This is a genomic window from Aeromonas sp. Prich7-2 (assembly GCF_017939255.1).
GTDB lineage: Bacteria > Pseudomonadota > Gammaproteobacteria > Enterobacterales > Aeromonadaceae > Aeromonas > Aeromonas caviae.
The window spans coordinates 48,647-70,962 of record NZ_JAGKRI010000008.1; the positions used below are offsets into that span (position 1 = coordinate 48,647).

22 protein-coding genes are annotated in these 22,316 nt (G+C 60.7%); 9 read left to right on the forward strand and 13 right to left on the reverse strand.

The features are described from left to right. Positions 1–23 precede the first annotated feature (23 nt). The 5 genes from htpX to bioB form a co-directional block, all read right to left on the reverse strand. Positions 24–896 carry a protease HtpX gene (gene htpX / locus J9892_RS02180; protein WP_010674070.1) on the reverse strand — a complete coding sequence of 291 codons (873 nt, stop codon included), beginning with the start codon at positions 894–896 and terminating at the stop codon, positions 24–26. Between the two features lie 113 nt (positions 897–1,009). Next, entirely contained in the window at positions 1,010–1,690 is a 681-nt protein-coding gene (bioD, locus tag J9892_RS02185; protein WP_041212695.1) for a dethiobiotin synthase, read from the reverse strand. A gap of 108 nt (positions 1,691–1,798) precedes the next feature. Then, positions 1,799–2,602, reverse strand: coding sequence for a malonyl-ACP O-methyltransferase BioC (gene bioC / locus J9892_RS02190; RefSeq protein WP_210537954.1), 804 nt, complete (start codon positions 2,600–2,602; stop codon positions 1,799–1,801). Next, the gene (gene bioF / locus J9892_RS02195) at positions 2,592–3,788 is read right to left on the reverse strand and encodes an 8-amino-7-oxononanoate synthase (protein ID WP_210537955.1); all 1,197 of its coding nucleotides are present in this window, start codon (positions 3,786–3,788) and stop codon (positions 2,592–2,594) included. Before bioF ends, bioC begins: the two co-directional genes overlap by 11 nt. Continuing rightward, positions 3,785–4,873: a biotin synthase BioB gene (gene bioB, locus J9892_RS02200; RefSeq protein ID WP_210537956.1), complete on the reverse strand. Its 1,089-nt coding sequence runs from the start codon at positions 4,871–4,873 to the stop codon at positions 3,785–3,787. The genes bioF and bioB overlap by 4 nt, the downstream gene beginning before the upstream one ends. A gap of 193 nt (positions 4,874–5,066) precedes the next feature. On the opposite strand from bioB, the gene bioA reads away from it, so the two are divergent. Continuing rightward, a complete protein-coding gene (gene bioA, locus J9892_RS02205; RefSeq protein ID WP_113977945.1) occupies positions 5,067–6,341 on the forward strand; it encodes an adenosylmethionine--8-amino-7-oxononanoate transaminase in 1,275 nt (424 codons plus the stop codon). A gap of 135 nt (positions 6,342–6,476) precedes the next feature. After that, entirely contained in the window at positions 6,477–7,298 is an 822-nt protein-coding gene (locus J9892_RS02210; protein ID WP_210537957.1) for a HAMP domain-containing protein, read from the forward strand. Here the strand turns inward: J9892_RS02210 and J9892_RS02215 are convergent. Continuing rightward, on the reverse strand, positions 7,286–7,588 hold the full coding sequence (locus J9892_RS02215; RefSeq protein ID WP_119196831.1) for a hypothetical protein: 303 nt from the start codon (positions 7,586–7,588) through the stop codon (positions 7,286–7,288). The genes J9892_RS02210 and J9892_RS02215 overlap by 13 nt on opposite strands. Before the next feature lie 240 nt (positions 7,589–7,828). On the opposite strand from J9892_RS02215, the gene asnS reads away from it, so the two are divergent. The 3 genes from asnS (at position 7,829) to J9892_RS02230 (ending at position 11,708) form a co-directional block, all read left to right on the forward strand. Next, a complete protein-coding gene (gene asnS / locus J9892_RS02220; RefSeq protein ID WP_039039869.1) occupies positions 7,829–9,229 on the forward strand; it encodes an asparagine--tRNA ligase in 1,401 nt (466 codons plus the stop codon). A 352-nt stretch (positions 9,230–9,581) separates the two neighbouring features. After that, entirely contained in the window at positions 9,582–10,925 is a 1,344-nt protein-coding gene (locus J9892_RS02225; protein WP_039039870.1) for an anaerobic C4-dicarboxylate transporter, read from the forward strand. Positions 10,926–11,051: 126 nt separating this feature from the next. Next, entirely contained in the window at positions 11,052–11,708 is a 657-nt protein-coding gene (locus J9892_RS02230; protein WP_103259793.1) for a hypothetical protein, read from the forward strand. Between the two features lie 70 nt (positions 11,709–11,778). Here the strand turns inward: J9892_RS02230 and J9892_RS02235 are convergent, their stop codons facing one another. Next, positions 11,779–12,918, reverse strand: a complete 1,140-nt coding sequence (locus tag J9892_RS02235) for a M20 family metallopeptidase (protein ID WP_210537958.1) — start codon at positions 12,916–12,918, stop codon at positions 11,779–11,781. Positions 12,919–13,055: 137 nt separating this feature from the next. Beyond that, complete coding sequence (gene dcuC, locus J9892_RS02240; RefSeq protein WP_039039873.1) at positions 13,056–14,432, reverse strand: C4-dicarboxylate transporter DcuC; 1,377 nt, start codon at positions 14,430–14,432, stop codon at positions 13,056–13,058. A gap of 285 nt (positions 14,433–14,717) precedes the next feature. Here dcuC and J9892_RS02245 point away from each other — a divergent pair, with 285 nt between their 5' ends. Together J9892_RS02245 and J9892_RS02250 are read left to right on the forward strand one after the other, a co-directional pair. After that, positions 14,718–15,032, forward strand: a complete 315-nt coding sequence (locus tag J9892_RS02245) for a hypothetical protein (RefSeq protein ID WP_010674057.1) — start codon at positions 14,718–14,720, stop codon at positions 15,030–15,032. Positions 15,033–15,631: 599 nt separating this feature from the next. After that, positions 15,632–16,180, forward strand: a complete 549-nt coding sequence (locus J9892_RS02250; RefSeq protein WP_210537959.1) for a hypothetical protein — start codon at positions 15,632–15,634, stop codon at positions 16,178–16,180. A 98-nt stretch (positions 16,181–16,278) separates the two neighbouring features. Here J9892_RS02250 and J9892_RS02255 read toward each other — a convergent pair whose 3' ends face one another. The 5 genes from J9892_RS02255 to J9892_RS02275 form a co-directional block, all read right to left on the reverse strand. Continuing rightward, entirely contained in the window at positions 16,279–16,551 is a 273-nt protein-coding gene (locus tag J9892_RS02255; protein ID WP_210537960.1) for a hypothetical protein, read from the reverse strand. 114 nt (positions 16,552–16,665) lie between these two features. Then, positions 16,666–17,238 (reverse strand): recombinase family protein, encoded by a 573-nt coding sequence (locus J9892_RS02260; RefSeq protein ID WP_210537961.1) that lies wholly within the window; start codon positions 17,236–17,238, stop codon positions 16,666–16,668. 112 nt (positions 17,239–17,350) lie between these two features. Further along, a complete protein-coding gene (locus tag J9892_RS02265) occupies positions 17,351–17,488 on the reverse strand; it encodes a hypothetical protein (RefSeq protein ID WP_010674054.1) in 138 nt (45 codons plus the stop codon). A gap of 378 nt (positions 17,489–17,866) precedes the next feature. Next, a complete protein-coding gene (locus J9892_RS02270) occupies positions 17,867–18,811 on the reverse strand; it encodes a hypothetical protein (protein WP_210537962.1) in 945 nt (314 codons plus the stop codon). 26 nt (positions 18,812–18,837) lie between these two features. Further along, a complete protein-coding gene (locus tag J9892_RS02275; RefSeq protein WP_210537963.1) occupies positions 18,838–20,544 on the reverse strand; it encodes a recombinase family protein in 1,707 nt (568 codons plus the stop codon). Positions 20,545–20,786: 242 nt separating this feature from the next. Here J9892_RS02275 and J9892_RS02280 point away from each other — a divergent pair, with 242 nt between their 5' ends. Together J9892_RS02280 and dapE are read left to right on the forward strand one after the other, a co-directional pair. After that, complete coding sequence (locus J9892_RS02280; RefSeq protein WP_053288949.1) at positions 20,787–21,161, forward strand: ArsC family reductase; 375 nt, start codon at positions 20,787–20,789, stop codon at positions 21,159–21,161. A gap of 22 nt (positions 21,162–21,183) precedes the next feature. Then, a complete protein-coding gene (gene dapE / locus J9892_RS02285; RefSeq protein WP_039039875.1) occupies positions 21,184–22,311 on the forward strand; it encodes a succinyl-diaminopimelate desuccinylase in 1,128 nt (375 codons plus the stop codon). The last annotated feature ends 5 nt before the right edge of the window (positions 22,312–22,316 follow it).

A 22,316-nucleotide genomic window follows, 5' to 3' on the forward strand; every position in this document is an offset into this window, starting at 1 on the left:
CGTTTTCTTTAGATGACTGGCTATCAGCCACGCAGGGCGGCGATGCGCTGCTCGATGGGCGGGTGGCTCATGAACAGCTCGCTCATGGAGCGCTTGCCGTTGATGCCGAACGCCATCATGGAACCCTCCATCTGCGGCTCGGCACCGCGGGCGAGACGCTGGAGCGCGGCGATCATCTTGTCGCGGCCGGCCAGCTTGGCGGCACCGGCGTCGGCACGGAACTCGCGCTGACGGCTGAACCACATGACGATGATGGAGGCGAGCACGCCGAACACCATCTCCAGCACGAACACGGTGATCATGTAGGCGAAACCGCCGGTGCTGCTGCTCTCTTCCTCGTTGTTGGAGCTGAAGAAGTTGCTGATGACGCCGGCCACGATGCGGGCGAAGAACATCACGAAGGTGTTCACCACCCCCTGGATCAGGGTCAGGGTCACCATGTCGCCGTTGGCCACGTGGCTCACCTCGTGGGCCAGCACGGCTTCCGCCTCGTCGCGGCTCATGCTGTAGAGCAGACCGGAGGAGACGGCGACGAGGGAGTCGTCACGGCGGGCGCCGGTGGCAAAGGCGTTCATCTCGGGGGAGTCGTAGATCCCCACTTCCGGCATCTTGATGCCAGCCTCACGGGCCTGACGGGCAACAGTGCTCACCAGCCAGTGCTCGGTCTCGTTGCGGGGCTGCTCGATGACCTGGACGCCATAGCTGCGCTTGGCCATCCACTTGGACATCAGCAAGGAGATAAAGGAACCCCCAAAACCGAACACGGCACAGAACACCAACAGACCGGAAATGCTGGACTTGTTGATCCCCAGAACCGAGAACAGGATATTGAGTACCACCCCCAGCACCAGCATGACGGCCAGGTTGGTCACCAGGAATAGCATAATTCGCTTCATATTGACTCCTTGTGAGATATGGATGCATGGTTCGGTGCCCCCCAGGGGCGACCGATGCCACACTTGCCCCAGATAATAGACAGACTCGATGAATGTTTGCTGAATGTCTGGCCTCAGAGCAAGGGCGACACATCGAGACAGTGGTGCAAATCCACCTCATTCACCGCGTCCACGAAGGGGAGCTCCCCCAGAAATGGGGCCGGCAACATGGCTTTCAAGGTGTCCAGGTTCTCCTCGTAGCGGCTCATGTGCGGATCCACCCGGTTGATGACCCAGCCCGCCAGGGTCAACCCCTGCTGGCGAATGGCGCTGACGGTGAGCAGGGCATGGTTGAGGCAGCCCAGCCTGGCCCCCACCACCAGGATCACCGGCAGCCGCTCCTGGGCGACCCACTCCGAGAGCAGACGCTGATGATCCAGCGGCAGGAACCAGCCCCCCGCCCCTTCGACAATGACGAGATCGGCCCCAGCTCCCTCAATCTCCCGCAAGCCGGCGGAGAGACCCTCGAAGGGGATGCTCACCCCCCGCTCACGGGCGGCGATATGGGGGGCGATGGGCGGCTCGAAGGCATAGGGATTGACCTGCTCGTAGGGCAGCGCAACCGTGGCCGCCTGCTGCAACAGCAAGGCATCCAGATTGCGAAGCCCCTCCGGGGTGCGGGTGCAGCCCGCCGACACCGGTTTGTACCCGGCGCAGCGAATGCCTCTGGCGGCAAGCGCCAGCAACAGGGTGCGGGCCACCAGGGTTTTGCCCACGTCGGTGTCCGTGCCCGTGATGAAATAAGATGTCCCCATGATGATTCCTCGATGCAGTGCAGGGGCGCAGAGGCGCCCCGATATCCATGGTGAAAGGCAGGCGCGCGTCCTGCCGCTGAAGGGGTGGGTGCGCCGGGTCTTTTTGTGTCAGCGCCGCACCAGGCGCCCGAGGCAGACCTCGTAGCTGGCGGCCAGCAGGCCGTCCGGTTGACGGTGGCACTCGTAGGCCTCCCCCAGTCGCACCAGGCGCTGGCGATGACCCAGGCCCGCAGACCGCTCGTCGTTGACCTGGCTCGCACCTATCCCCTTGAGGTCGCGCAGCAGTCCGCTGAGCGCCGGGTAGGCGAGGGACCAGGTCAGCGGGCAGAGTGCCGGGGCCTCGAAGCCCCCGTCACGGGCCGCCTGCTGCAACTGGGGCAACGTCAGGAAGCGATTGACATGGTCACGACCATCCACGGCCCGCCAGGCCTCCCGCAGTTGCCACAGTGACCCCGAAAGCAGGGTCGAGAAGAAGACCTGGCCACCGGGTTTGAGCACCCGGTTGAGCTCGGCAAAGGCCTGGGCCGGTCGCTCGCACCACTGCAGGGCCAGGCTGGAGAAGACCCAGTCCAGGCTCTGGTCGGCAAAGGGCAGCCCCTCCGCATCGCCGCACACCAGGCGGGCTCCGCTGCCGCGAAGGGCGGCCTGGGCCAGCATGCCGGGTGCGAGATCCAGCCCGATCAGCGTCTCGCAGCGCGGCGCCAGGGCAGGCAGGAAGAAACCGGTACCGCAACCCAGATCCAGCCCGGCCCCTGAGCGCACCTCTTTCACGCCCCCCTCGTCCATGCGCGCCAGCAGCGACTGCCCCACCTCCTGCTGGAAGCGGGCGTGGGCGTCGTAGTGGCGGGCCGCCGCCCCGAAGCGGCGGGCGAGCTGTGCCTTGTCCACCGACTGGAAACGCTCATGCACCATGGGCGCCCCCTCTCTCGTCAGTGGATTGGCGGGGCCCCAGGGCCTCGAGCAGGCGATCCACGTCATCTTCGCCATGGGCGGCGCACAGGGTGATGCGAAGGCGCGCCGTGCCGACCGGCACCGTGGGCGGGCGGATGGCGCCGGCCCAGACACCGCACTCCCGCAGCCGCTCGGCCAGTTGCAGGGCAGCGACGCTCTCCCCCACCAGCAGCGGCTGGATGGGGGTATCGCTTCCCCCAAGCCGCCAGCCTAGCGCCTGCGCCCCCTGCCGGAACCGGGCGACAAGGCGAGCCAGGTGGGCACGGGCCTCGTCGGCTACGCGTACCAGCTCGATGCTCTGGCGCACGGCGCACGCCTGGGCGGGGGGCATATGGGTGCTGTAGACATAGTGGCGGGCAAAATTGACCAGGTACTCCACCAGCTCGCGACTGCCACCCACAAAGGCGCCGGCCACCCCGAGCGCCTTGCCGAAGGTCCCCATCTGGATGTGCACGCTGGCAGGAGCAACCCCCTGGGCCGCCAGGGTGCCGCGCCCCTCGGCACCCAGCACGCCGAGGCCGTGGGCATCGTCAATCATCAGCCAGTTGCCGCTTCGGGATGCGAGTGTGGCCAGCTCAGCCCAGGGGGCCTGATCCCCGTCCATGCTGAAGACCCCTTCCGAGACGATCAGGCCCCGGTTTGGCTCAAGCAGCCGCTCAAGGGCCGCCATGTCGTTGTGGCAAAAGCGCTTCATCTTGCAGGGGAGCTGGCTCCCCATCTCCTGCAGGGAGGCGTGGTTGAGCCTGTCCTGCCACAGCAGGTGATCCTTGCCGAGCAGCGCCTTGAGCACCGCCTGATTGGCGGAGAAGCCGCAGTTGAACAGCAGCACCGCCTCCACGCCGAGCCAGTCGGCAAGCGTCTCTTCCAGCTGCTGGTGAGCGCGACTGTAACCGGTCACCAGGGGCGAGGCGCCTGCCCCTGCGCCATATTGCGCCACCCCCGCCGTGAAGGCGGCCTTGATGGCGGGGTGACCGGCAAGGCCCAGGTAGTCGTTGCCAGAGACGTTGAGGTAATCACGCCCCCCGACCCGGATCCGCCCACCGCTCGCCACCTCCACCGGGGTGCGTCGGCGCAGCAGGGTGGCCTGTTCACGCTCGGCCAGCGCCTCCCCCAGGGCAAAGGGGCCGGTAACAACGGGCGTCATCATGGACGGAGGACATCTGCGCGGGAACGGGTGGCATCGTAGAAGAGTTCGCTCGGCTCGCTCTGGCGGTTCACCTCGGCCAGCAGCTCCTCCTCTTGAACCTGATCCGGCTTCTGGGCCCGCTGGGCGGGGCGAATGCCAAGGCGCTTGAAGAGCTGCATGTCGCTGTTCTCGTCCGGATTGGGGGTGGTCAGCAGCTTGCAGCCGTAGAAGATGGAGTTGGCCCCGGCCATAAAGCACATGGCCTGCATCTGCTCGTTCATCTTCTCCCGCCCGGCGGAGAGGCGCACGTGGGAGGCCGGCATCATGATGCGCGCCACGGCGATGGTGCGGATAAATTCGAACGGGTCCAGGTTCTCCTGGTTCTCCAGGGGCGTCCCCTTCACCTTGACCAGCATGTTGATGGGCACGCTCTCCGGGTGGCGCGGCAGATTGGCCAGCGCCATCAAGAGGCCCGCCCGATCTTTCGCCTGCTCCCCCATGCCGACGATGCCGCCGGAGCAGACCTTCATGCCGGCGCCGCGCACATGCTCCAGGGTGTCGAGCCTGTCCTGATAGGTGCGGGTGGTGATGATGTCGCCGTAGAACTCCGGCGAGGTGTCGAGGTTGTGGTTGTAGTAATCGAGCCCAGCAGCCCCGAGACGCGCCGCCTGATCGGCGGTCAGCATCCCCAGGGTCATGCAGGTCTCCATGCCGAGCCCGCGCACCTCTTCAATCATGCGCAGGATGTAGGGCATGTCCTTCTCTTTCGGGTTGCGCCAGGCTGCCCCCATGCAGAAGCGGGACGAGCCGTTGGCCTTGGCCTCCCGGGCCCGCTCCAGCACTTTTTCCACCTCCATCAGCCGCTCGGTCTCGAGCCCGGTGTGGTAGCGAGCGCTCTGGGGACAATATTTGCAATCTTCCGGGCAAGCCCCGGTCTTGATGGAGAGCAGGGTGCTTACCTGCACCTCGTTCGGGTCGAAATGGGCGCGGTGCACCGTCTGGGCCTGGAACAGCAGATCGTTGAATGGCAGGGCAAAGAGATCCTGAACCTCGGACAGGGTCCAGTCGTGACGAAGGGCGTGGGCACCCACGGTGAGAGCATTCATACATGGCTTCCGGTTGTTATTGGTGGGATCCTGCGCCGCGCTCAAGAGAGCGTTCGCCGCAAGACCCGCCAGCTGGACAGCGCGATGCCAGGGCGTTCGCGAAGCCAAGTGGCTGAAATTGTTGGCTAGTGTAGAGAGCACGCGTAGACTGTCAACACCGACCAGATCAAATCAATTTACAACAGAACACAAAATGACCAATCAAGAATTCGACCTACACCACGTCTGGCACCCCTATACCTCCCTCACCCATCCCCTGCCCTGCTATGAAGTGGCCAGCGCCAAAGGGGTGACCCTCACCCTGACGGACGGGCGCGAGCTGGTGGATGGCATGAGCTCCTGGTGGGCCTGCGTTCACGGCTATCAGGTGCCGGAACTGGACGCGGCCGCCACCGCCCAGCTCGGCAAGATGTCCCACGTGATGTTTGGCGGCCTGACCCATGCCCCGGCGGTCGAGCTCTGCCGCAAACTGGTGGAAATCACCCCGAAGGGGCTGGATCGGGTCTTTCTGGCGGATTCCGGCTCGGTGGCGGTGGAGGTGGCCCTCAAGATGGCCCAGCAGTACTGGCATGCCAAAGGGACGCCCCGCGCCAAATTCGTCGCCCTTCGGGGCGGCTATCACGGCGACACCTTCGGCGCCATGAGCGTGTGCGACCCGGATGGCGGCATGCACGAGCTCTACCAGGGCTTCCTGCCCGAACACCATTTCGTCGAAGCGCCAAGCTGCCGCTTCCACGCCCAGTGGGACGAGCAGAGCGTGGTGGAGCTGGCCACCCTGGTGGCGGATCATCACGAGGAAATTGCCGCCATCGTGCTCGAACCCATCGTCCAGGGGGCGGGCGGTATGCGCTTCTACCACCCCCGCTACCTGCAGTGGGTGCGCGCCCTGTGCGACGAGTTCGGCGTGCTGCTCATAGCAGATGAAATCGCCACCGGCTTTGGCCGCACCGGCCAGCTGTTTGCCTGCGACTGGGCAGGGATCAGCCCCGACATCATGTGCCTGGGCAAGGCGCTTACCGGCGGCTACCTGACGCTGTCGGCCACGCTCACGACCGAGCATGTGGCTCGCACCGTGTGTGACGGCAAGGCAGGCGTCTTTATGCACGGCCCCACCTTCATGGGCAACCCGCTTGCCTGCGCGGTAGCCAACGCCTCCATCGAGTTGCTGCTCGCCTCCCCGTGGCAGGCGCGAGTGCAAGCCATCGAACACCAACTCAAAACCGAACTGGTGGAGCTGACCCTGCACCGGGCGGTGGCGGATGTGCGGGTGCTCGGCGCCATCGGGGTGGTGGAGATGAAGGAGCGGGTGGACGTGGCGCGCATCCAGCGCAAGTTCGTGGAGCTGGGCGCCTGGATCCGTCCCTTTGGCAAGCTCATCTACCTGATGCCCCCCTTCGTCATCACCCCTGAAGAGCTGCGGGTATTGACCGGCGCCATCCACGAGGCCATCACCAGCGGCGAATATTGAGTCCGGCTGAACGGGCCCTGCATGAGAACGCAGGGCCTTTTGGCGCTTTTTCATCAGAATGTGAGCAAGACACCAAAACCCGTCCGGCGAGGAGAGTAGACTGCGCGGGTTTTACCCAACAGATGTACCAGTCCCATGCGCCTCTCCATTGCTGCCAAGATCAACTTCTTCCTGCTCTTCATCTTCTCCATGGTGTTGGTGTTTTCCGCGGCCTATCAGGCGGTGCGCGAGCGTGACCTCATCCTGACCCTCATCAAGGAACAGAGCCGCGAGCAGACCGAGGCCTACTTCGACGGCCTCAACATGCTGATGCTGACCGGCAAGATGGACGCCCGCGACACCCTGCGCGCCAAGTTTCTCGATCACGCCCACGTGGAAGATGCCCGCATCGTGCGCGGGGCGGCGGTCAACAAGCAGTACGGGCCGGGCCGTGACGTCGAGGCCCCGAAGGACAGGTACGATGCCCTGGCGCTGGCGGGCAAGGGGAGCCTGGAGGTAGAGCATGAGGGCATGCACAGCCGGCTGGTGGTGACCCGCCCGCTGCTGGCCAGAAAGGATTTTCGCGGTACCGACTGCACCAGCTGCCACCAGGTGCCGGAAAACACCGTACTGGGAGCGGTGCGTTTTGACTACTCCCTCGACACCCTGTTTACCCGGGTGGAGCAGAACATCCTCACCTCGGCCCTGAGCCTCACCCTCATCTTCGGGCTGGGACTCCTGCTCACCCTCTGGGTCATCCGCACCTGGATAGTCCGCCCCCTCAACCAGCTGACCCGCTCCATGGAGGAGGCCACCGATCGCAACGACTTCGGCCACAGGCTGGAGGGGGATGAAGGGGACGAGATTGGCCGGGTGGCGCTCGCCTACAACCAGATGCTCGACAGCGTGGAGCGCCAGATAGGCAAGCGCCCCGCCTCTCAGGAGCTGGATGACGGCGACGGCCCTCAGCCCCGGTAGTAAAGTAGCAGGCAGGCCACCAGGATCAGCAGCAGGATGAAGAGATTGACGTGGCGGGCATCTTCCTGCCGACGGCTGCGGCCACGGGCCAGCACCAGCACCATCAGGGTCAGCAGGCAGCAACCCCAGAGCCCGCGCTCCAGCCAGGGGGTAAGCAGGGGATCCCAGCTCTGGCGCACCTTGACGCCCCCATAGACCAGAAAGCCGTAAGCCACCTCTGGCCGGGCGAAGTGATAGAGGGAGAGCAGGGCGACAAAGCCGCCCCAGCAGAGGATCACCAGCCCCTGCAACACCCGTATCCAGCCATCCGGCCCCCGCCTGCGCTCCTTCACCTTCACCCCCGTCCAGCCGCCATGATCCATGCACGATGCATGGGGAAATCCCCGCAAGGGTCCGACATTTTTGCTTGTTTATCAAACCTGCGCGGGTAAGATGAACGGCTTAGTCTGCCATGGTGGGCCAACTGCGCCCGGGCCAGACCCCTAGTGTTGCAAATAGCGCTGCAAGAACAAGCTGGAGACAATATTTCGATGACGCACGCATCCGTAGTTGATGTGCTGGCCGGTAAGTATTCGGTCGGCACCACCCTGACTGTGAAAGGGTGGATCCGGACCCGCCGCGATTCCAAGGCGGGGATCTCATTTTTGGCCGTTTCCGATGGCTCCTGCTTCCATCCGGTGCAGGCCGTCGCCCCCAATACCCTGGCCAATTACGAGAATGAAGTGCAACGTCTGACCACAGCTTGCTCCGTCGAAGTGACCGGCACCGTGGTCGAGTCCCAGGGCAGCGGCCAGGCGTTCGAACTGCAGGCCACCGAGGTCAAGGTGGTGGGCTGGGTCGAAGATCCGGACACCTACCCCATGTCTGCCAAGCGCCACAGCATCGAGTACCTGCGCGAGCAGGGCCACCTGCGTGCCCGCACCAACATCGTCGGTGCCGTGACCCGGGTGCGCAACTGCCTCTCCCAGGCCATTCACCGCTTCTTCCACGAACAGGGCTACCTCTGGATCGCGGCGCCCCTCATCACCGCCTCCGACACCGAAGGGGCCGGCGAGATGTTCCGCGTCTCCACCCTGGACATGGAAAACCTGCCGCGCACCCCCGAAGGCAAGGTGGACTACGACAAGGACTTCTTCGGCAAGGAGACCTTCCTGACCGTGTCCGGCCAGCTGAACGTCGAAACCTACGCCTGCGCCCTGTCCAAGGTCTACACCTTCGGCCCGACCTTCCGCGCCGAAAACTCCAACACCAGCCGCCACCTGGCCGAGTTCTGGATGGTGGAGCCGGAAGTGGCCTTCGCCGATCTGGAAGACAACGCCGCCCTGGCCGAAGCCATGCTGAAGTACGTCTTCAACGCCGTGCTGACCGAGCGCCGCGACGATCTGGAGTTCTTCGCCCAGCACGTGGACAAGGACGCCATCGGCCGTCTGGAGCGCTTCGTCGCCTCCGACTTCGCCCAGATTGACTACACCGACGCCATCGACGTGCTGCAAAACTGCGGCAAGAGCTTCGAGTTCCCGGTCTCCTGGGGCATCGACCTCTCCTCCGAGCACGAGCGCTACCTGGCCGAGGAGCACTTCAAGTCCCCGGTGGTGGTGAAGAACTACCCGAAGGACATCAAGGCCTTCTACATGCGCCTCAACGACGACGGCAAGACCGTTGCCGCCATGGACGTACTGGCCCCGGGGATCGGCGAGATCATCGGCGGCTCCCAGCGTGAAGAGCGTCTCGAGGTGCTGGATGCCCGTCTGGCCGAGATGGGTCTGAACAAGGAAGACTACTGGTGGTACCGCGATCTGCGTCGCTACGGCACCGTGCCCCACTCCGGCTTCGGTCTGGGCTTCGAACGCCTGGTGGTCTACGTGACCGGCATGGGCAACGTGCGCGACGTGATCCCCTTCCCCCGTACTCCCCGCACCGCCGAGTTCTAAGGCGACCCGCCCACTCGCACCGTGCAAAAGCCGACCCCCGGGGTCGGCTTTTTTTATGCCCGCCTCGCTCTTCCCGCACCTGTCATTCCCGCCTTTTGCATTCCAAACCCTGCGCGCTCCCCCATCTTTCCCGTCATTTATCTGGTGTGCGCCAGGAAGCGGTCCCCTGTTCAAGGGCTGAACCGTAGTTTTTATGCACTTAAATCGGAAAAAAGCCGGTTGTTGAAGCAACGCAATTTTTTACCCCTTTAGGGGTGACAAAATATCCATTAACCCTTCAGGGGTAATTGATGACAGCGGATCCCGGGCAGCTGGCCGATGGGGACATGGATAAAACACACGAGGTAATGGAATGATCTTGATGGAATTTTTGGTGGTACTCGGCTGCTTGCTGCTGGGTACCCGCTTCGGGGGCATGGGGCTGGGTCTTATCAGCGGTATCGGTCTGTTCCTGCTGACCTTCGTCTTCGGCCTGGTGCCGGGCGAGCCGCCGGTGCAGGTGATGCTGACCATACTGGCGGTCATTGGCTGCGCCGCCACCCTGCAGACCGCCGGCGGTCTCAACCTGATGATGCAGGTGGCCGAGCGTCTGCTGCGCCGCCACCCCCAGTACATCACCCTGCTGGCGCCGCTCACGACCTGGACCCTCACCTTCCTGTGCGGCACCGGCCACGTGGTCTACACCATGTTCCCCATCATCGCCGACATCGCGCTGCAAAAGAACATCCGTCCGGAGCGCCCCATGGCAGTGGCGTCCGTTGCCTCCCAGATGGCCATCTGCGCCTCGCCGGTCTCGGTGGCCGTGGTCTCCATGGTCTCCATCCTGGCGGCGGCTCACGGCGTGGGTCAGGCTTACGGTCTGCTCGACATCCTGATGGTGGCCATCCCCTCTTCGCTCACGGGTGTCATGATGGCGGCCCTGTGGAGCCTGCGCCGCGGCAAGGATCTGGACAAGGACGAGGAGTTCCAGGCCAAGATCAAGGACCCTGCCCAGCGCGACTTCATCTACGGCGGTGGTGAAACCCTGCTCAACACCAAGTTCCCTAAAGAGGCCTACTGGTCCACCTGGATCTTCTTCGCCGCCATCGCTGCCGTGGTGCTGCTGGGGGCCGATGAGGCGCTGCGCCCCGTCTTCACCATCAAGGAGAAGACGGGCCCCCTCTCCATGAACCTGGTGATCCAGATGATGATGTTGATCGCCGGCGCCATCATACTGATGCGCTGCAAGGTCAAGCCGGGGGAGATCGCCAACGGCGCCGTCTTCAAGGCGGGCATGGTCGCCATCTTCTCCGTGTTCGGGGTCGCCTGGATGAGTGAAACCTTCTTCCAGGCCCACATGCCGCTGCTCAAGGAGACCCTGGCCCACGTGGTACAGGCCCAGCCCTGGACCTACGCCCTGGTGCTCTTCCTCATCTCCAAGCTGGTGAACAGTCAGGCCGCGGCGCTCACCGCCATCGCCCCCATGGGGCTGGCGCTGGGGGTCGAACCCAAACTGCTGATCGCCTTCCTGCCGGCGAGCTACGGCTACTTCGTGCTGCCGACCTACCCGAGCGATCTCGCCTGCATCGGCTTCGACCGCTCCGGCACCACCCGCATTGGCAAGTTCATCATCAACCACAGTTTCATCATTCCGGGCCTCATCGGGGTGGTGACCTCCTGTACCCTGGGCTTCATCCTGACCAGCATCCTGCTGTAACAGGCATCCAGTGCGAGCGGCTCCCCCGTGGGAGCCGCTTTTTTATCCCCGCATCTCCGACCCGCGCTTTGCCATCGCCCCCCACTCTGGGTAGCATGAGCCCTCTTTTCTTTGCGGAAATCCCCCATGTCTCGCGTCATCCTGCTCTGGAGCGGCGGCAAAGATGCCATGCAGGCCCTCTGCCACGCCCGGGAGGCGGGCCATCAGGTGGTGGCCCTGATCACCTTTGCCCCGCCAGCGCCCCGCTTTCTCGCCCATCCCCTGTCACAGGTTCGCCGTCAGGCGGCGGCCCTCGCACTGCCCCATCGGCTGGTCACCATCGAAGCGCCCTTCGATCTCGGTTATGAGCGGGCCCTGGCGGCATTGAAAGAGGAGTGGCAACTCGATGGGGTCGTCACCGGCGACATCGACAGCGTGGGGGGCGCGCCGAACTGGATCCGCGAGCGCTGTCGCCCCCTGGGGCTCACCGTTCACACCCCGCTCTGGCAGCAACCCCGCGAGGCGTTGCTGGCGGACATGCTGGCCCGCGGCATCGTCGCCCACCTCTCCTGCGTCGATACCCGGGTACTGGCCCCCGAGTGGGTGGGGCGCAGGCTCGATGCTGGCACCCTCAGCGATCTGCAGCAACTGGCGGATCGGGATGGCTTCGATGCCTGCGGCGAGCAGGGGGAGTACCACACCATGGTGACCGACGGCCCCGGGTTTACGGCGCCGCTGACGCTCGGCCACTGGCAGGTGGCGCGCCAGGAGCACCTCGCCTATCTGCTGGAGGACGAGGAATGACCTCTCACGAGGGCGACACATAAAAAACGGGAGGCGCTGGCCTCCCGTTTTGCTTGTCCTTAACGTTGACCTAGTTGGCCAGCTTGCCCAACACCCGCTTCAGCAGGCGGATGCGCGGTTCGATGCTCTCCAGCAGCAGGAACTCCGCCTCCGAGTGGAAGCCGCCCCCCATGGGGCCGAAGCCATCGAGGGACGGCACCCCGGCCGCCGCGGTGAAGTTGGCATCGGAGCCGCCACCGGCCTCCAGCCAGGTGAAGGGGACTCCCTCCTCCCTGCCTGCCGCCTCCACCAGTGCCATCAGGGCCTCGGTGTCGCCGCTCGGGCGCATCGCGGGCTTGAAGCTCTGGCGCGCCACCTCGACCCGGCAACCGGCGAGGAAGGGGTTGTTGGCCATGAAGGTGAGCCGGTCGTGCACCGCCTGCGCCTCTTCGTTGCGCCAGAAGCGCAAATCCACGATCGCCTCGGCAAAGTCGGGCACCACGTTGACGCCGGTGCCCCCCTGCACCACCCCCACGTTCATGGTGGTGCCGGTTTCCATGTTGACCTGTTCGTTGATGGCGAGCACCCAGTGGGCCAGCTCCGTGATGGCGGAAATCCCTTGTGCCAGGGCCGAGCCTGCATGGGAGGCCTTGCCGTGGAAGGTGATGCGGTACTTGGCATTGCCCTTGCGGGCGCTGATGAGATCCCCGCTCGGGCGGGCCGCCTCGGCCACCAGCACGCAGCCGCTCTGTTTGGCTTTTTTCACCAGCCATTCTTTGGACCAGGGGGAACCAATCTCCTCGTCGCAGTTGCAGCAAACCAGCACCTTGAGCCTGGCCAGCACGGCCGGGTCCAGCTCTTTCAAGGCATACCAGGTAGAGAGCAGGCCGCTCTTCATGTCCGAGACGCCGGGGCCAAAGGCCTGATTGCCTTCGATTTTCAGCGGTCGCTTGGCCGCCGTCCCCTCGGGGAAGACGGTGTCCATGTGGCCCACCAGCATGACATCGTAGTGCTCCGCCCCCGGGGCATTGGTTGCCTCCAGGCAAGGGCCGCACTCGGCGGCGAACTGGTGGCGGGTCACCTGCCAGCCGATGGCCTCATATTTCTCCGTCATGATGTCGGCGACCCGGGCCACCCCGGCCGGGGTGCGGGTGCCGCAGTCGAGGTTGATGAGCGGGGCCAGATCCGCCAGATAGGTATCGAGGGAAAACGGGCGCTTGAGGTCGTTCATTGTCTTCTCCATGGAACAATCTGCGTAAAACACAGACTGTTTTTGCAACGATAAGAGTGGGCGGGCACTCGGCGCCGCCTCGTCAACGGCGGTCGGCCAGCGTGGATCAACTGGCCGCCACCTCTACACCAGAGCCTTTACATGAACAGCAGATAGTTGAGGAGCAGCGCCGTCACCAGGGCCCCCGCCATGGGCACGCTGGTGCGCTTGACCACCACGAAGGGAGAGACCTTGGCGATGCCCGCACAGGCGATGAGCACCGCCGCAATGGGGGAGACGGTGCGACCAATGCTGGAGGCGAGCTGCATCGGCAGCAGCATGGTCACCGCCGGCACGCCAAACTTGGCCGCCACCGCGGGGGCCAGGGAGGAGAAACTGAGGAAGGCCGCGTTGCCCGAGCCCATGATGACCGCCGCCACCATGATGAGCCCCACCATCACCAGGGTCATCAGGCCGCTGCCGATGCCGGCATTGCTGGCAGAGTGCAGCAGGGTGTCGATGGCGCCGATGGCCTTGAGGGATTCGGCGAAGAGCTCGGCACAGACGATCAGCGCCACCACGGGACCGAACACCTTGCCCATGCCGTCGAGGAAGCTCGACAGCCCCGCGAAGGCGGTGCGCACCGAGCGGGTGCGCAGCAGCTCGCACAGCATGCCGATAAAGACCGACAGCAGCATGGCCACCTCCACGCTGACGCTGATGCTGGTCACCAGCAGCTTGGAGAAGGTCATCATCAGCACGAAGGGGATGATGGGCAGCAGGCCGTACCAGGTTGGCGCGGCCACCTCGTCCGCCCCCTGCTCGTCAAGCTCCGCGTGTTCGCCGCGATGCAGGGCCGGATCCCAGCCCTCCTGGCGGTCACAGTGCCGCTGCCAGAAGAAGTGCAGCACCATGGTCACCAGCAACATGGGAGCCACCAGCCAGATCTGGTAGTCGACGAAATAGCTGGTGGGATCCATGCCGGACTGGCCGGCGGAGAAGATGGCGTTGGTCTGGGTCGGGCCGATTTCGAACGCCTGGGAGGTGGCGATGACGCCGCAGGCGGAAGCCGGGCTGATGCCGAGGTTGCGCATCACAGGGTACATGGTGACCATCAACAGCAGGCCGAGGCCGGTGGCAGAGGTGACGAACAGGGAGACGAAGACCGCCACCAGGTAGCAGATGGCCAGCATCAGGTAGCTGGACTGGATGCCCGCCACCGGCTTGACCGCCACCCGCACCAGGGCCTGGGAGGCGCCGATGTGGGACATGTAGGTGGCAAAGCCGGCCACCGCCATGATGGTGAGGCCAAGGCCCGCCGCCCGGTAGGAGAAGATCCCCTTGAACACCTCAAACAGATCGAACAGGGCAAACCCGGTGCTCTTGTCGGCGGGCAGTATGGGGTGCAATCCCAGCCAGTAGGCGACGGTGAAGAGGGCCATGCCCGCCAGCGCCAGCACCGCCTGCGGGTTGTAATCCTTGATGATGCCGTAGACCACGGCGATCAGCACGAGCAAGACGAAGACGAGTTCCAAGGTGCACTCCTGACAAGATTATCGAGAAGCGCAATCTAGTGGTGGATCTCCCCTTTCCTCTTGATCACCATCAATAAAGATGGAAAAATCAAACGGTTGTAGATTTTTACTCCAAAAATAAAACCAAAAACGACATTTAACATCACTAAACTGGATCTAGAATGCTCCCCAGGGTATCCCTGACCGACAACCGCCACTTTGTTTGCGTTGGATCAACATCCCGCCGGGGTGAACTGGCCAAGATGCCCGTCGACACAGAGCGACCATTTCGCACCGGAGAGAGTTATGACAAACCAAGCCACCGCAGGCACCCCGACCTGCGACTGCAAGCTGTGGGACATCCTCGTCGAGTCTGCAAAGGAACGCACCACCATTCGTTACTCCAAACTGGCCAGGCAGGCCGGGCTGGAGCAGTGCCAGGATGAACTGCGCACCCTGCTGCAACGCATCCGCATGTATTGCACCGAAAATCACCTGCCCATTCTCTCCGCCATCGTGATGGATGACGTGGGCAAATACGCCGGCCTCTCCTCCAGCCTGCCGGATGCCCCCTGGGAGCGGGCACGGGTCTTCGATCACGAGTGGACCACCCTGCACTGAGTGCCGCCCCCTGAATCCGGAACGCGCCCATACCAGCAGGCGCGTTCTGGTTTTTGGCCCCCACCGTTTCTTCCCCAGCCCCAGGCCAGGTGTGTGTCCCTGTGAGGCGCCCTGCCCCCTGTCGTCCTATCCGGCCAGGCGTGCAGCATAAGGGCCTCCTGCCCCCGGTCTCCCCCTTTGATACCGCAGCGCATCCCGTCCCAGACCAGCGTGTGCTGGCGCGCGGCTCCCTCCCTTCTCCATTCGGCCTGACTGGTAAAACCAGCCCATCCGGCCATGAGCGTTGCCATGGGGGGGCCACAATGCCAGAATCGGGCCCTTGCACGATTTCAGGGCCGCCGGCCCGCAGACAAAGGATCCCCCATGGCCACCACCCTCTATGGCATCAAGAACTGCGAGCTGTTTTTGATGGAAGAGCCGTATCAGCAAAAGGAACATCACTCATGACCATCACGATGTACGGCATTCAACTTGCTCGTAGTTTTTTGAAGCGATGGCATATAGCATTGTGAATTTCTATTTTTTACCTTTGATATAATTGGTCATCACGCCGTATTTCTGTAATACTGGCAGGGTATTTCAGGGAAGAGTTGAAAACCATGAAGAGCTGTAATTCCATCAATGTGAAAGCATTTTATATACTTCTCGTTTTCATCATGAATATAGCTTACGCAAATCCTCAGGTGGATGTATTGGCGAAGCAGCTTGGTTTTAATAGCGAGGCACACTATCAGAGCAATAAAGCCTATTGCTTAGGCCTATTTTCAAATGAAGTTACTTCAAAATTAAATACGAACTGCGGAACAAATATGCAGTGCTATCAAGCAGATGCTGCCATGATGAATCAACGTTCTGCCTCTCTTATACGTTCAAAAAAATGGAGAGATTTTGGCTGCGACATTATTATGAAAGTTGAGGCTGGTAGCAATACACGTTCCTCTGGCGACCATTACGAAATAGAAGTAGCCTATAATGATGAGTTTTTCGTTATAAATAGCGAGAAATTTAAGGCCCAAACATACTGTCTCGGATGGGAGGAAGGTGATCAGGTTAAGTTTCTTGATGGCAGCCCTGATGGTATTTGTACAAGTGCAGAACTCCTTAACATAGACCGCAACAATGACACTTGTGACGTATGGTGTGAGTAAGTAATAGCCCACAATTGTGGGCCATAGTTAGAAGCCAAGCCACTCTTAGATATAAATGGATGACTTAGGTTGATTTTTATTGAAACAACACCGCAACTCTATTCACAACTAAACTGTAGGTCGACCGTACCGCCTTCAAAATGGCCATAACCTTCACTTTGCTCAAGCAATTTTAATTTTTTCCCTTCTTTTTGACAATGGACAGTTGCCTCTTCCAATGCCATTTTTCGTGCACCAGCTCGGCCACCTAACTCCCATGTGGCACGAGTTGATATTTCATACTTATTCTCCCCTGTTCTAAAAACGCCAGAACTATTTGAACAGGCCATCATTAATATAGGACTTATGAGGATTAATATTTTAGCTTTCATTAAAGTCTCACAATTTCGCATAATATAGTCACTGTGCCAGAATAACCATTCTGTGAACACTTGATACACTAATCCCTAAGGAAGGTGCGAATAAGTCATATGGCACGAGAGCATTTACTGGTAACCCATTGATATTAAATGACTAAAATTTTCATTTTTTGTTCGTGGGATACTTGTTCGCACTTTCCCTAATTGTTTGGCAACGGATACTTTGGTAGCACCTTCAGAGAGCAGCCTAAGCACCTCATCCCGTTTCTCCATCGCCGTCGGCTTACGGCCCTTATAGATCCCTTTGGCCTTCGCTAAGGCGATCCCCTCCGCTTGCCGCTCCAGCATGATCTCCCGCTCGAACGTGGCAATGGCCCCAATCATGGTCAGCATCAGCTTACCCGTTGGTGTCGCCGTGTCGATGCCCAGATTCTGGATTTGCAATGTGACCCCTTTAGCATGTAGCTGATCTGTGATCTCCAGCAAGTGACGGGTGTTTCGAGCGAGTCGATCCAGTTTTGTCACTTTTAGCATGTCCCCAGAGCGGACAAACTCGAGCATTGCTTGTAGTTGCGGCCTATCCGTCTTGCTCCCGCTGATTTTTTCCTGGAATACTTTTTCGCACTCCGCCAGAGCTATCAGTTGCTGCTCCAGCGATTGCCCCGTGGTCGAGACACGGGCATACCCGATGATTGCCATAATAGCCTCCCAATAGACTCAAGACCCTGCAAGAAAAACGTGTCAAAACCTGAAAACCAACCCGTGTGAGAGGGGTTGCCGGAGGGCTTCCAGTCTGTCACACGGGCATGGTCTATTGAGCGTCCGGCTCCTTCGGCGGGGGTGGCGGTGTCTGCATCGAGTTGACGGCCTCCTTGATGAGGACGCCCAAGGCTGCCAGCAGTGCCGCCTCCAACGCTTTCAGTAACGGATTTCCTTGCTGCTCATTCATACGCCTTCTCCCTGCTGGATGGCTCCCGACAAGGGGCCAGATGTGATGTATTCCATGCGGCTCTCCGATGGGGTTGATCTCATCTTTCTTATACCGGCGTAGGGTCTCAATATTGCCTGCTTGATTTCCTTAAGCTGGTGGGGTTTGGGATTGTTTTGGCCGGGCAATCAACCGGGCAAGTTCGTTGCAATCATCTCGGAATCTCTCCTCCGGGTGGCTGGTAGGCTCCCCCCTCGGTGCAGTAAATAGATAAGTCTCTGAGTAACAAAACGGGTATCTATATCGGGCTGGAACAGGCGACACACCAGACACATGCAGCCGAAAAGCCCATGAACACGTTGTTGGATGTGTCGATGAGACTCAAATCGACCAGACACATCACCCCGAAATGTGTCGATTGGCAGTCACTCGCGGCGGGGTCAGACGGTGATGCGGCAGGTTGTCGCTATGCCCCTTACGAAATCGCCAATCAAGCCGCTCTGCAACTGCCTTCAGGTCTCGTCCCGGTTGAGCGGGATATCGCAGATACCCGGCAGGATCGCAGGTATAAGCACTCTGTGCAGACTTCCGCGTGATATAGATATGCCCCTCCTCCTGTCGCCATTTCATCATCTCCAGCAGTCCTTGCAGGTACCCCTCCACGCTTAGGATGCGTCCCTGAGCACGACAGATGGTTACCCACAGCTCCTGTTCCTCGTGGCGTATCCTGAGCGGTCTGAGGCCCGTCTGCTGCTCAATGTAGGCATCACGCTGTTGGTCTGCATGGCGGTTCGCGGGCTCCAGATGATAGGCTTCGTCAAACTCCAGCAAGTACGTTTCCTGCCGGATCGGTCGGTCAAAATATTTTCCATCCGGGTCGAACCACTGAAAATCGACTCGGAAATCTATTCGGTAAGGGCCGCAAGCGGACTGCGGGATCACTTCGATTCGCAAACCCGGCTGCTGTTCTTCAAACCAAGCAAGCAGCGAAACTAGGTACTCTGTGTAAAATGCTGCCTCATAGCGGCTCTGACCTTCCTCTCGTGGTAATGATTGTCCGGTCAACCGCTCGATCTCCGCTATCAACGCTGCGTTCAGGTGAGAGCTGGGGCCATAGGTCAACACAGCCAAGGCTTGTGAGGGAGTCCATGTCCCCAATCCATTATCCGGTTCGGGAACCTCCGGCAGGTCGAGTCCTCGCACCTGCCGGATGTTGTTGATTGCCCGCCTGACGTACTGACTGTACCGCCGAGTGCTTCGCTGGCTGAACCCAGGTATCTGAGATAGCAATGCTTCTGGGTCGATGATTCCTCGGGCAGGTTGGCCAATGAAAATTGCTGTCATGTTCAATAGCGCCTCCTGACAGCTTTTTACTTGGAATATGCCGAGCTCAAATCTTCGAAATCCGGATCTGTACCATCATCATTCTTCTGGAGATTTCGAATGTAATCGTCCATCTCTTGCTGCATAACAGAAGGGTCAACACCATAAGGAGCTTCAGTTTGAGTCTTTCTTACTAGGTAGCTAGACCCGTCATAAATCGAACTCCCCGCCAACTTGTCTTCAAAGGTCTGCGTCAACACGCGACTACCATCAATGTCCATATACTCAGCCCACAGATAGCCGCCATCAAAGCGGAATCGAATTTCCTTCAACGCTGTTTTCAACTGACCGTTGAATCGTTGGCGTTGCTCCGTACTGCGAAGGTCTTCAGGAGCTACGAAGTATTGGAGCGTTTTCACTGATAGCTCCCGGCTCATAAGGTCACTTTCAGCTCGTTGAATTTGCTTTTCTAAGGCTTGCGTCTTCTTCTTGCATTGCTCGAACAAGACTCGATAATCCGCATCATTATCGTTATCCAGCACAAGTTGAGCTGCCTTCTTTCTCTTCTGGGTCTCAACCTCTAGCTGAACTCGTAATTCGGCTAGCGTGGTTCTAAGAGCGATTGTTTTATCCTCCCCCTCAACCCGTTGCTTCATTACCCTGTTCAGCAAGAACACTGCTTGCAAAAGTTGTGGTTCAATCTTGTCGTAAAGCATGTTCGGTAATTTGCACCCAGCGGTGTTTTGCTTGGGACAAACCAGATAGTTTCTTGGGCTCCCTGCTCGCCCTTTGTTTTGATAACGTAATGACTCACCACACTGACAGCGAAGTACACCACTGAAGAGATTGTTAAAGGTTCCCTTGCGATAGGAACCACTATGCTTGTTTCTCTTGCTGATAAGGTGTTGCACCTCTTCAAACAAGGCTGGGGAGACTATCGTGGGGTAGTACCCCAAGATTGGCTCATCAGCAGGCACTCGCTCACCGTTCTCGATAACATGTGGTTGGAAAACACCGATCACCGCTTGACTCTTGATGACCGCTTGAATACCTGCCGGACGCCAGTCAGCCTCTTTGCCGAATGTTTTGTAGCCCTTTTCTAGGAAAACCTTGGCAATCTGCTCATAGCCACAGCCTGACTTCGCCATTTCAAACATCTCGTTCACAATAGCTACTCGTTCGGAGATAGGGACGATCTGCTCCCCATCCCTAGTGAGCCATGAAGGTAGACGGGAGTTAGCTATCACTTTGTTGTTCTTTCTTGCCTGCTCACGGCCATTTGACCATGCTGCACGGCTCCGACGGCTTTTCATCTCTGACTCATCATTAGCACGGGCCATGTAGACGATTGAGACTATCAGCTTGGTGAAGTCCACCTGACCTCTACGAAAGACCTGCTTATCGGAGAGGGTTACAATGACAATCCCCGCCCTCACAATAGCCAGGAACTGTTCAAGGGCCTCTTCTACTGCTTGTCTGCTCAGACGATCTACTGACTCAACCAGCAGGTATGACCCCTGTTCAATCTCACCATGCTTCACAGCATCAACGAAGCGACCTAACGCCCCTTCAGACATGTTGGCACCACGAAATGCACTCGTGCCGAAATCATCAATCGTCTTGTCATCAAGCTGGAGGTTGTGCTCAGCACAGTAATCCATAGCTTGCTGAAGCTGGCGGCGATAACTATCCCCTTGCGCCTGCTTGGGGGTACTGAACCGAATATAGGAATAGGCTTTGATGGGGTGACTCATGGCAACTCCTTTGCGATTGGCTCACATCGGAAGCAAGTGAGCACGGCTGAAAATTAAGATGGGATGAGCCTACCAGTAGATCGGCACTTTACACAATATTCAGTTGAAGTTATTTTTGCCGAAGAAACCACGATGCAGCAGAACCAGCCCATCGCCAGACGACCAGCCCCAAGCCACCCCGTTTCCACGCATGGTGATCGTCTGTATGCTACTGCCCATCAAACGGAACCACGGTGACCTCCATGGAAAACAAAACCGAGTGCAAAGTCGTTCTTTACGGCATTTCCCCCAAAAACTGCGACACCATCAAGAAGGCCCGCAAGTGGCTGGAGGAGGCGGGTATCGATTACCGCTTTCACGATCACCGCGCCGACGGCCTGAGCCCGGAGCAGCTCGATCTCTGGCTCGCCAAGCTGGGCTGGGAAGCCCTGCTCAACACCCGTGGCACCACCTTCCGCGCCCTGCCGGAAGCAGAAAAACAGGGGCTCGACACCGCCAAGGCCCGTGACCTGCTGCTGGCCCACCCGGCCATGATCAAGCGCCCGCTGCTGGACCAGGACGGTACCCTGACCCTGGGCTTCAAGGCAGACCTCTATCAATCCCTCTTCTCCCGTTAACTTTTTCTGTTAAGGAACACCGATGTCGGACGTCATCACACTGGCCAAGGATTTGATCAGCCGCCCCTCCGTGACCCCCCTGGATGAAGGGTGCCAGACCCTGATGGCGGAGCGCCTCGCGCGCCTGGGGTTCGTCATCGAACCCATGGTCTTTGAGGACACCACCAACCTCTGGGCACGCCGTGGCAGCGAGGGTCCCCTCTTCTGCTTCGCCGGCCACACCGACGTGGTACCCGCCGGCCCCCTGGAGAAGTGGGACACCCCGCCATTCGAGCCGACCATCAAGGACGGCATGCTCCATGGCCGGGGCGCCGCCGACATGAAGGGGTCCCTGGCCGCCATGGTGGTGGCGACCGAGCGCTTTGTGGCCGAGCACCCGGACCACAAGGGCTCCATCGCGTTTCTCATCACCTCGGATGAAGAGGGGCCCTTCATCAACGGCACGGTACGCGTCATCGACACCCTGGAGGCACGCAACGAGAAGATCCGCTGGTGCATCGTCGGCGAACCCTCCTCCACCGCCCAGGTCGGGGACGTGGTGAAGAACGGCCGTCGCGGCTCCATCACTGGCGATCTGCTGGTGCGCGGGGTGCAGGGCCACGTCGCCTACCCCCATCTGGCGGACAACCCTATCCACAAGGCGGCACCGGCGCTGGCGGAGCTCGCCGCCATCGAGTGGGACAAGGGCAACGCCTACTTCCCCCCCACCAGCTTCCAGATCGCCAACATCCAGGGCGGCACCGGCGCCTCCAACGTCATTCCGGGGGAGTTGCAGGTCCAGTTCAACTTCCGCTTCAGCACCGAGCTCACCGATGCGGCTATCCGCGAGCGGGTCGAGGCGCTGCTGACCCGTCACGGCCTGGACTTCGAGCTGAAGTGGACCCTCTCCGGCCAGCCCTTCCTGACGGACACCGGCGCCCTGCTGGAAGCCACCGTCGCCGCCGTGGCGGCAGTGAACGGCCAGCAGCCGGCCCTGCTCACCACGGGGGGCACGTCCGATGGGCGCTTCATCGCTCCCACCGGGGCGGAAGTCATCGAGCTCGGCCCGGTCAACGCCACCATCCACAAGGTGAACGAGTGCGTGAAGGCGGACGATCTGGATCTGCTGGCGGACATGTACCAAGGGGTGCTGGCACGACTGCTGGCATGAGCGGT

Excerpts from the sequence above, each read along its gene's own strand:
- htpX (WP_010674070.1), bottom strand. The coding sequence starts at position 896 with ATGAAGCGAATTATGCTATTCCTGGTGACCAACCTGGCCGTCATGCTG.
- bioD (WP_041212695.1), bottom strand. The coding sequence starts at position 1,690 with ATGGGGACATCTTATTTCATCACGGGCACGGACACCGACGTGGGCAAA.
- bioC (WP_210537954.1), bottom strand. The coding sequence starts at position 2,602 with ATGGTGCATGAGCGTTTCCAGTCGGTGGACAAGGCACAGCTCGCCCGC.
- bioF (WP_210537955.1), bottom strand. The coding sequence starts at position 3,788 with ATGATGACGCCCGTTGTTACCGGCCCCTTTGCCCTGGGGGAGGCGCTG.
- bioB (WP_210537956.1), bottom strand. The coding sequence starts at position 4,873 with ATGAATGCTCTCACCGTGGGTGCCCACGCCCTTCGTCACGACTGGACC.
- bioA (WP_113977945.1), top strand. The coding sequence starts at position 5,067 with ATGACCAATCAAGAATTCGACCTACACCACGTCTGGCACCCCTATACC.
- J9892_RS02210 (WP_210537957.1), top strand. The coding sequence starts at position 6,477 with ATGCGCCTCTCCATTGCTGCCAAGATCAACTTCTTCCTGCTCTTCATC.
- asnS (WP_039039869.1), top strand. The coding sequence starts at position 7,829 with ATGACGCACGCATCCGTAGTTGATGTGCTGGCCGGTAAGTATTCGGTC.
- J9892_RS02225 (WP_039039870.1), top strand. The coding sequence starts at position 9,582 with ATGATCTTGATGGAATTTTTGGTGGTACTCGGCTGCTTGCTGCTGGGT.
- J9892_RS02230 (WP_103259793.1), top strand. The coding sequence starts at position 11,052 with ATGTCTCGCGTCATCCTGCTCTGGAGCGGCGGCAAAGATGCCATGCAG.
- J9892_RS02235 (WP_210537958.1), bottom strand. The coding sequence starts at position 12,918 with ATGAACGACCTCAAGCGCCCGTTTTCCCTCGATACCTATCTGGCGGAT.
- J9892_RS02245 (WP_010674057.1), top strand. The coding sequence starts at position 14,718 with ATGACAAACCAAGCCACCGCAGGCACCCCGACCTGCGACTGCAAGCTG.
- J9892_RS02250 (WP_210537959.1), top strand. The coding sequence starts at position 15,632 with ATGAAGAGCTGTAATTCCATCAATGTGAAAGCATTTTATATACTTCTC.
- J9892_RS02255 (WP_210537960.1), bottom strand. The coding sequence starts at position 16,551 with ATGAAAGCTAAAATATTAATCCTCATAAGTCCTATATTAATGATGGCC.
- J9892_RS02260 (WP_210537961.1), bottom strand. The coding sequence starts at position 17,238 with ATGGCAATCATCGGGTATGCCCGTGTCTCGACCACGGGGCAATCGCTG.
- J9892_RS02265 (WP_010674054.1), bottom strand. The coding sequence starts at position 17,488 with ATGAATGAGCAGCAAGGAAATCCGTTACTGAAAGCGTTGGAGGCGGCA.
- J9892_RS02270 (WP_210537962.1), bottom strand. The coding sequence starts at position 18,811 with ATGACAGCAATTTTCATTGGCCAACCTGCCCGAGGAATCATCGACCCA.
- J9892_RS02275 (WP_210537963.1), bottom strand. The coding sequence starts at position 20,544 with ATGAGTCACCCCATCAAAGCCTATTCCTATATTCGGTTCAGTACCCCC.
- J9892_RS02280 (WP_053288949.1), top strand. The coding sequence starts at position 20,787 with ATGGAAAACAAAACCGAGTGCAAAGTCGTTCTTTACGGCATTTCCCCC.
- dapE (WP_039039875.1), top strand. The coding sequence starts at position 21,184 with ATGTCGGACGTCATCACACTGGCCAAGGATTTGATCAGCCGCCCCTCC.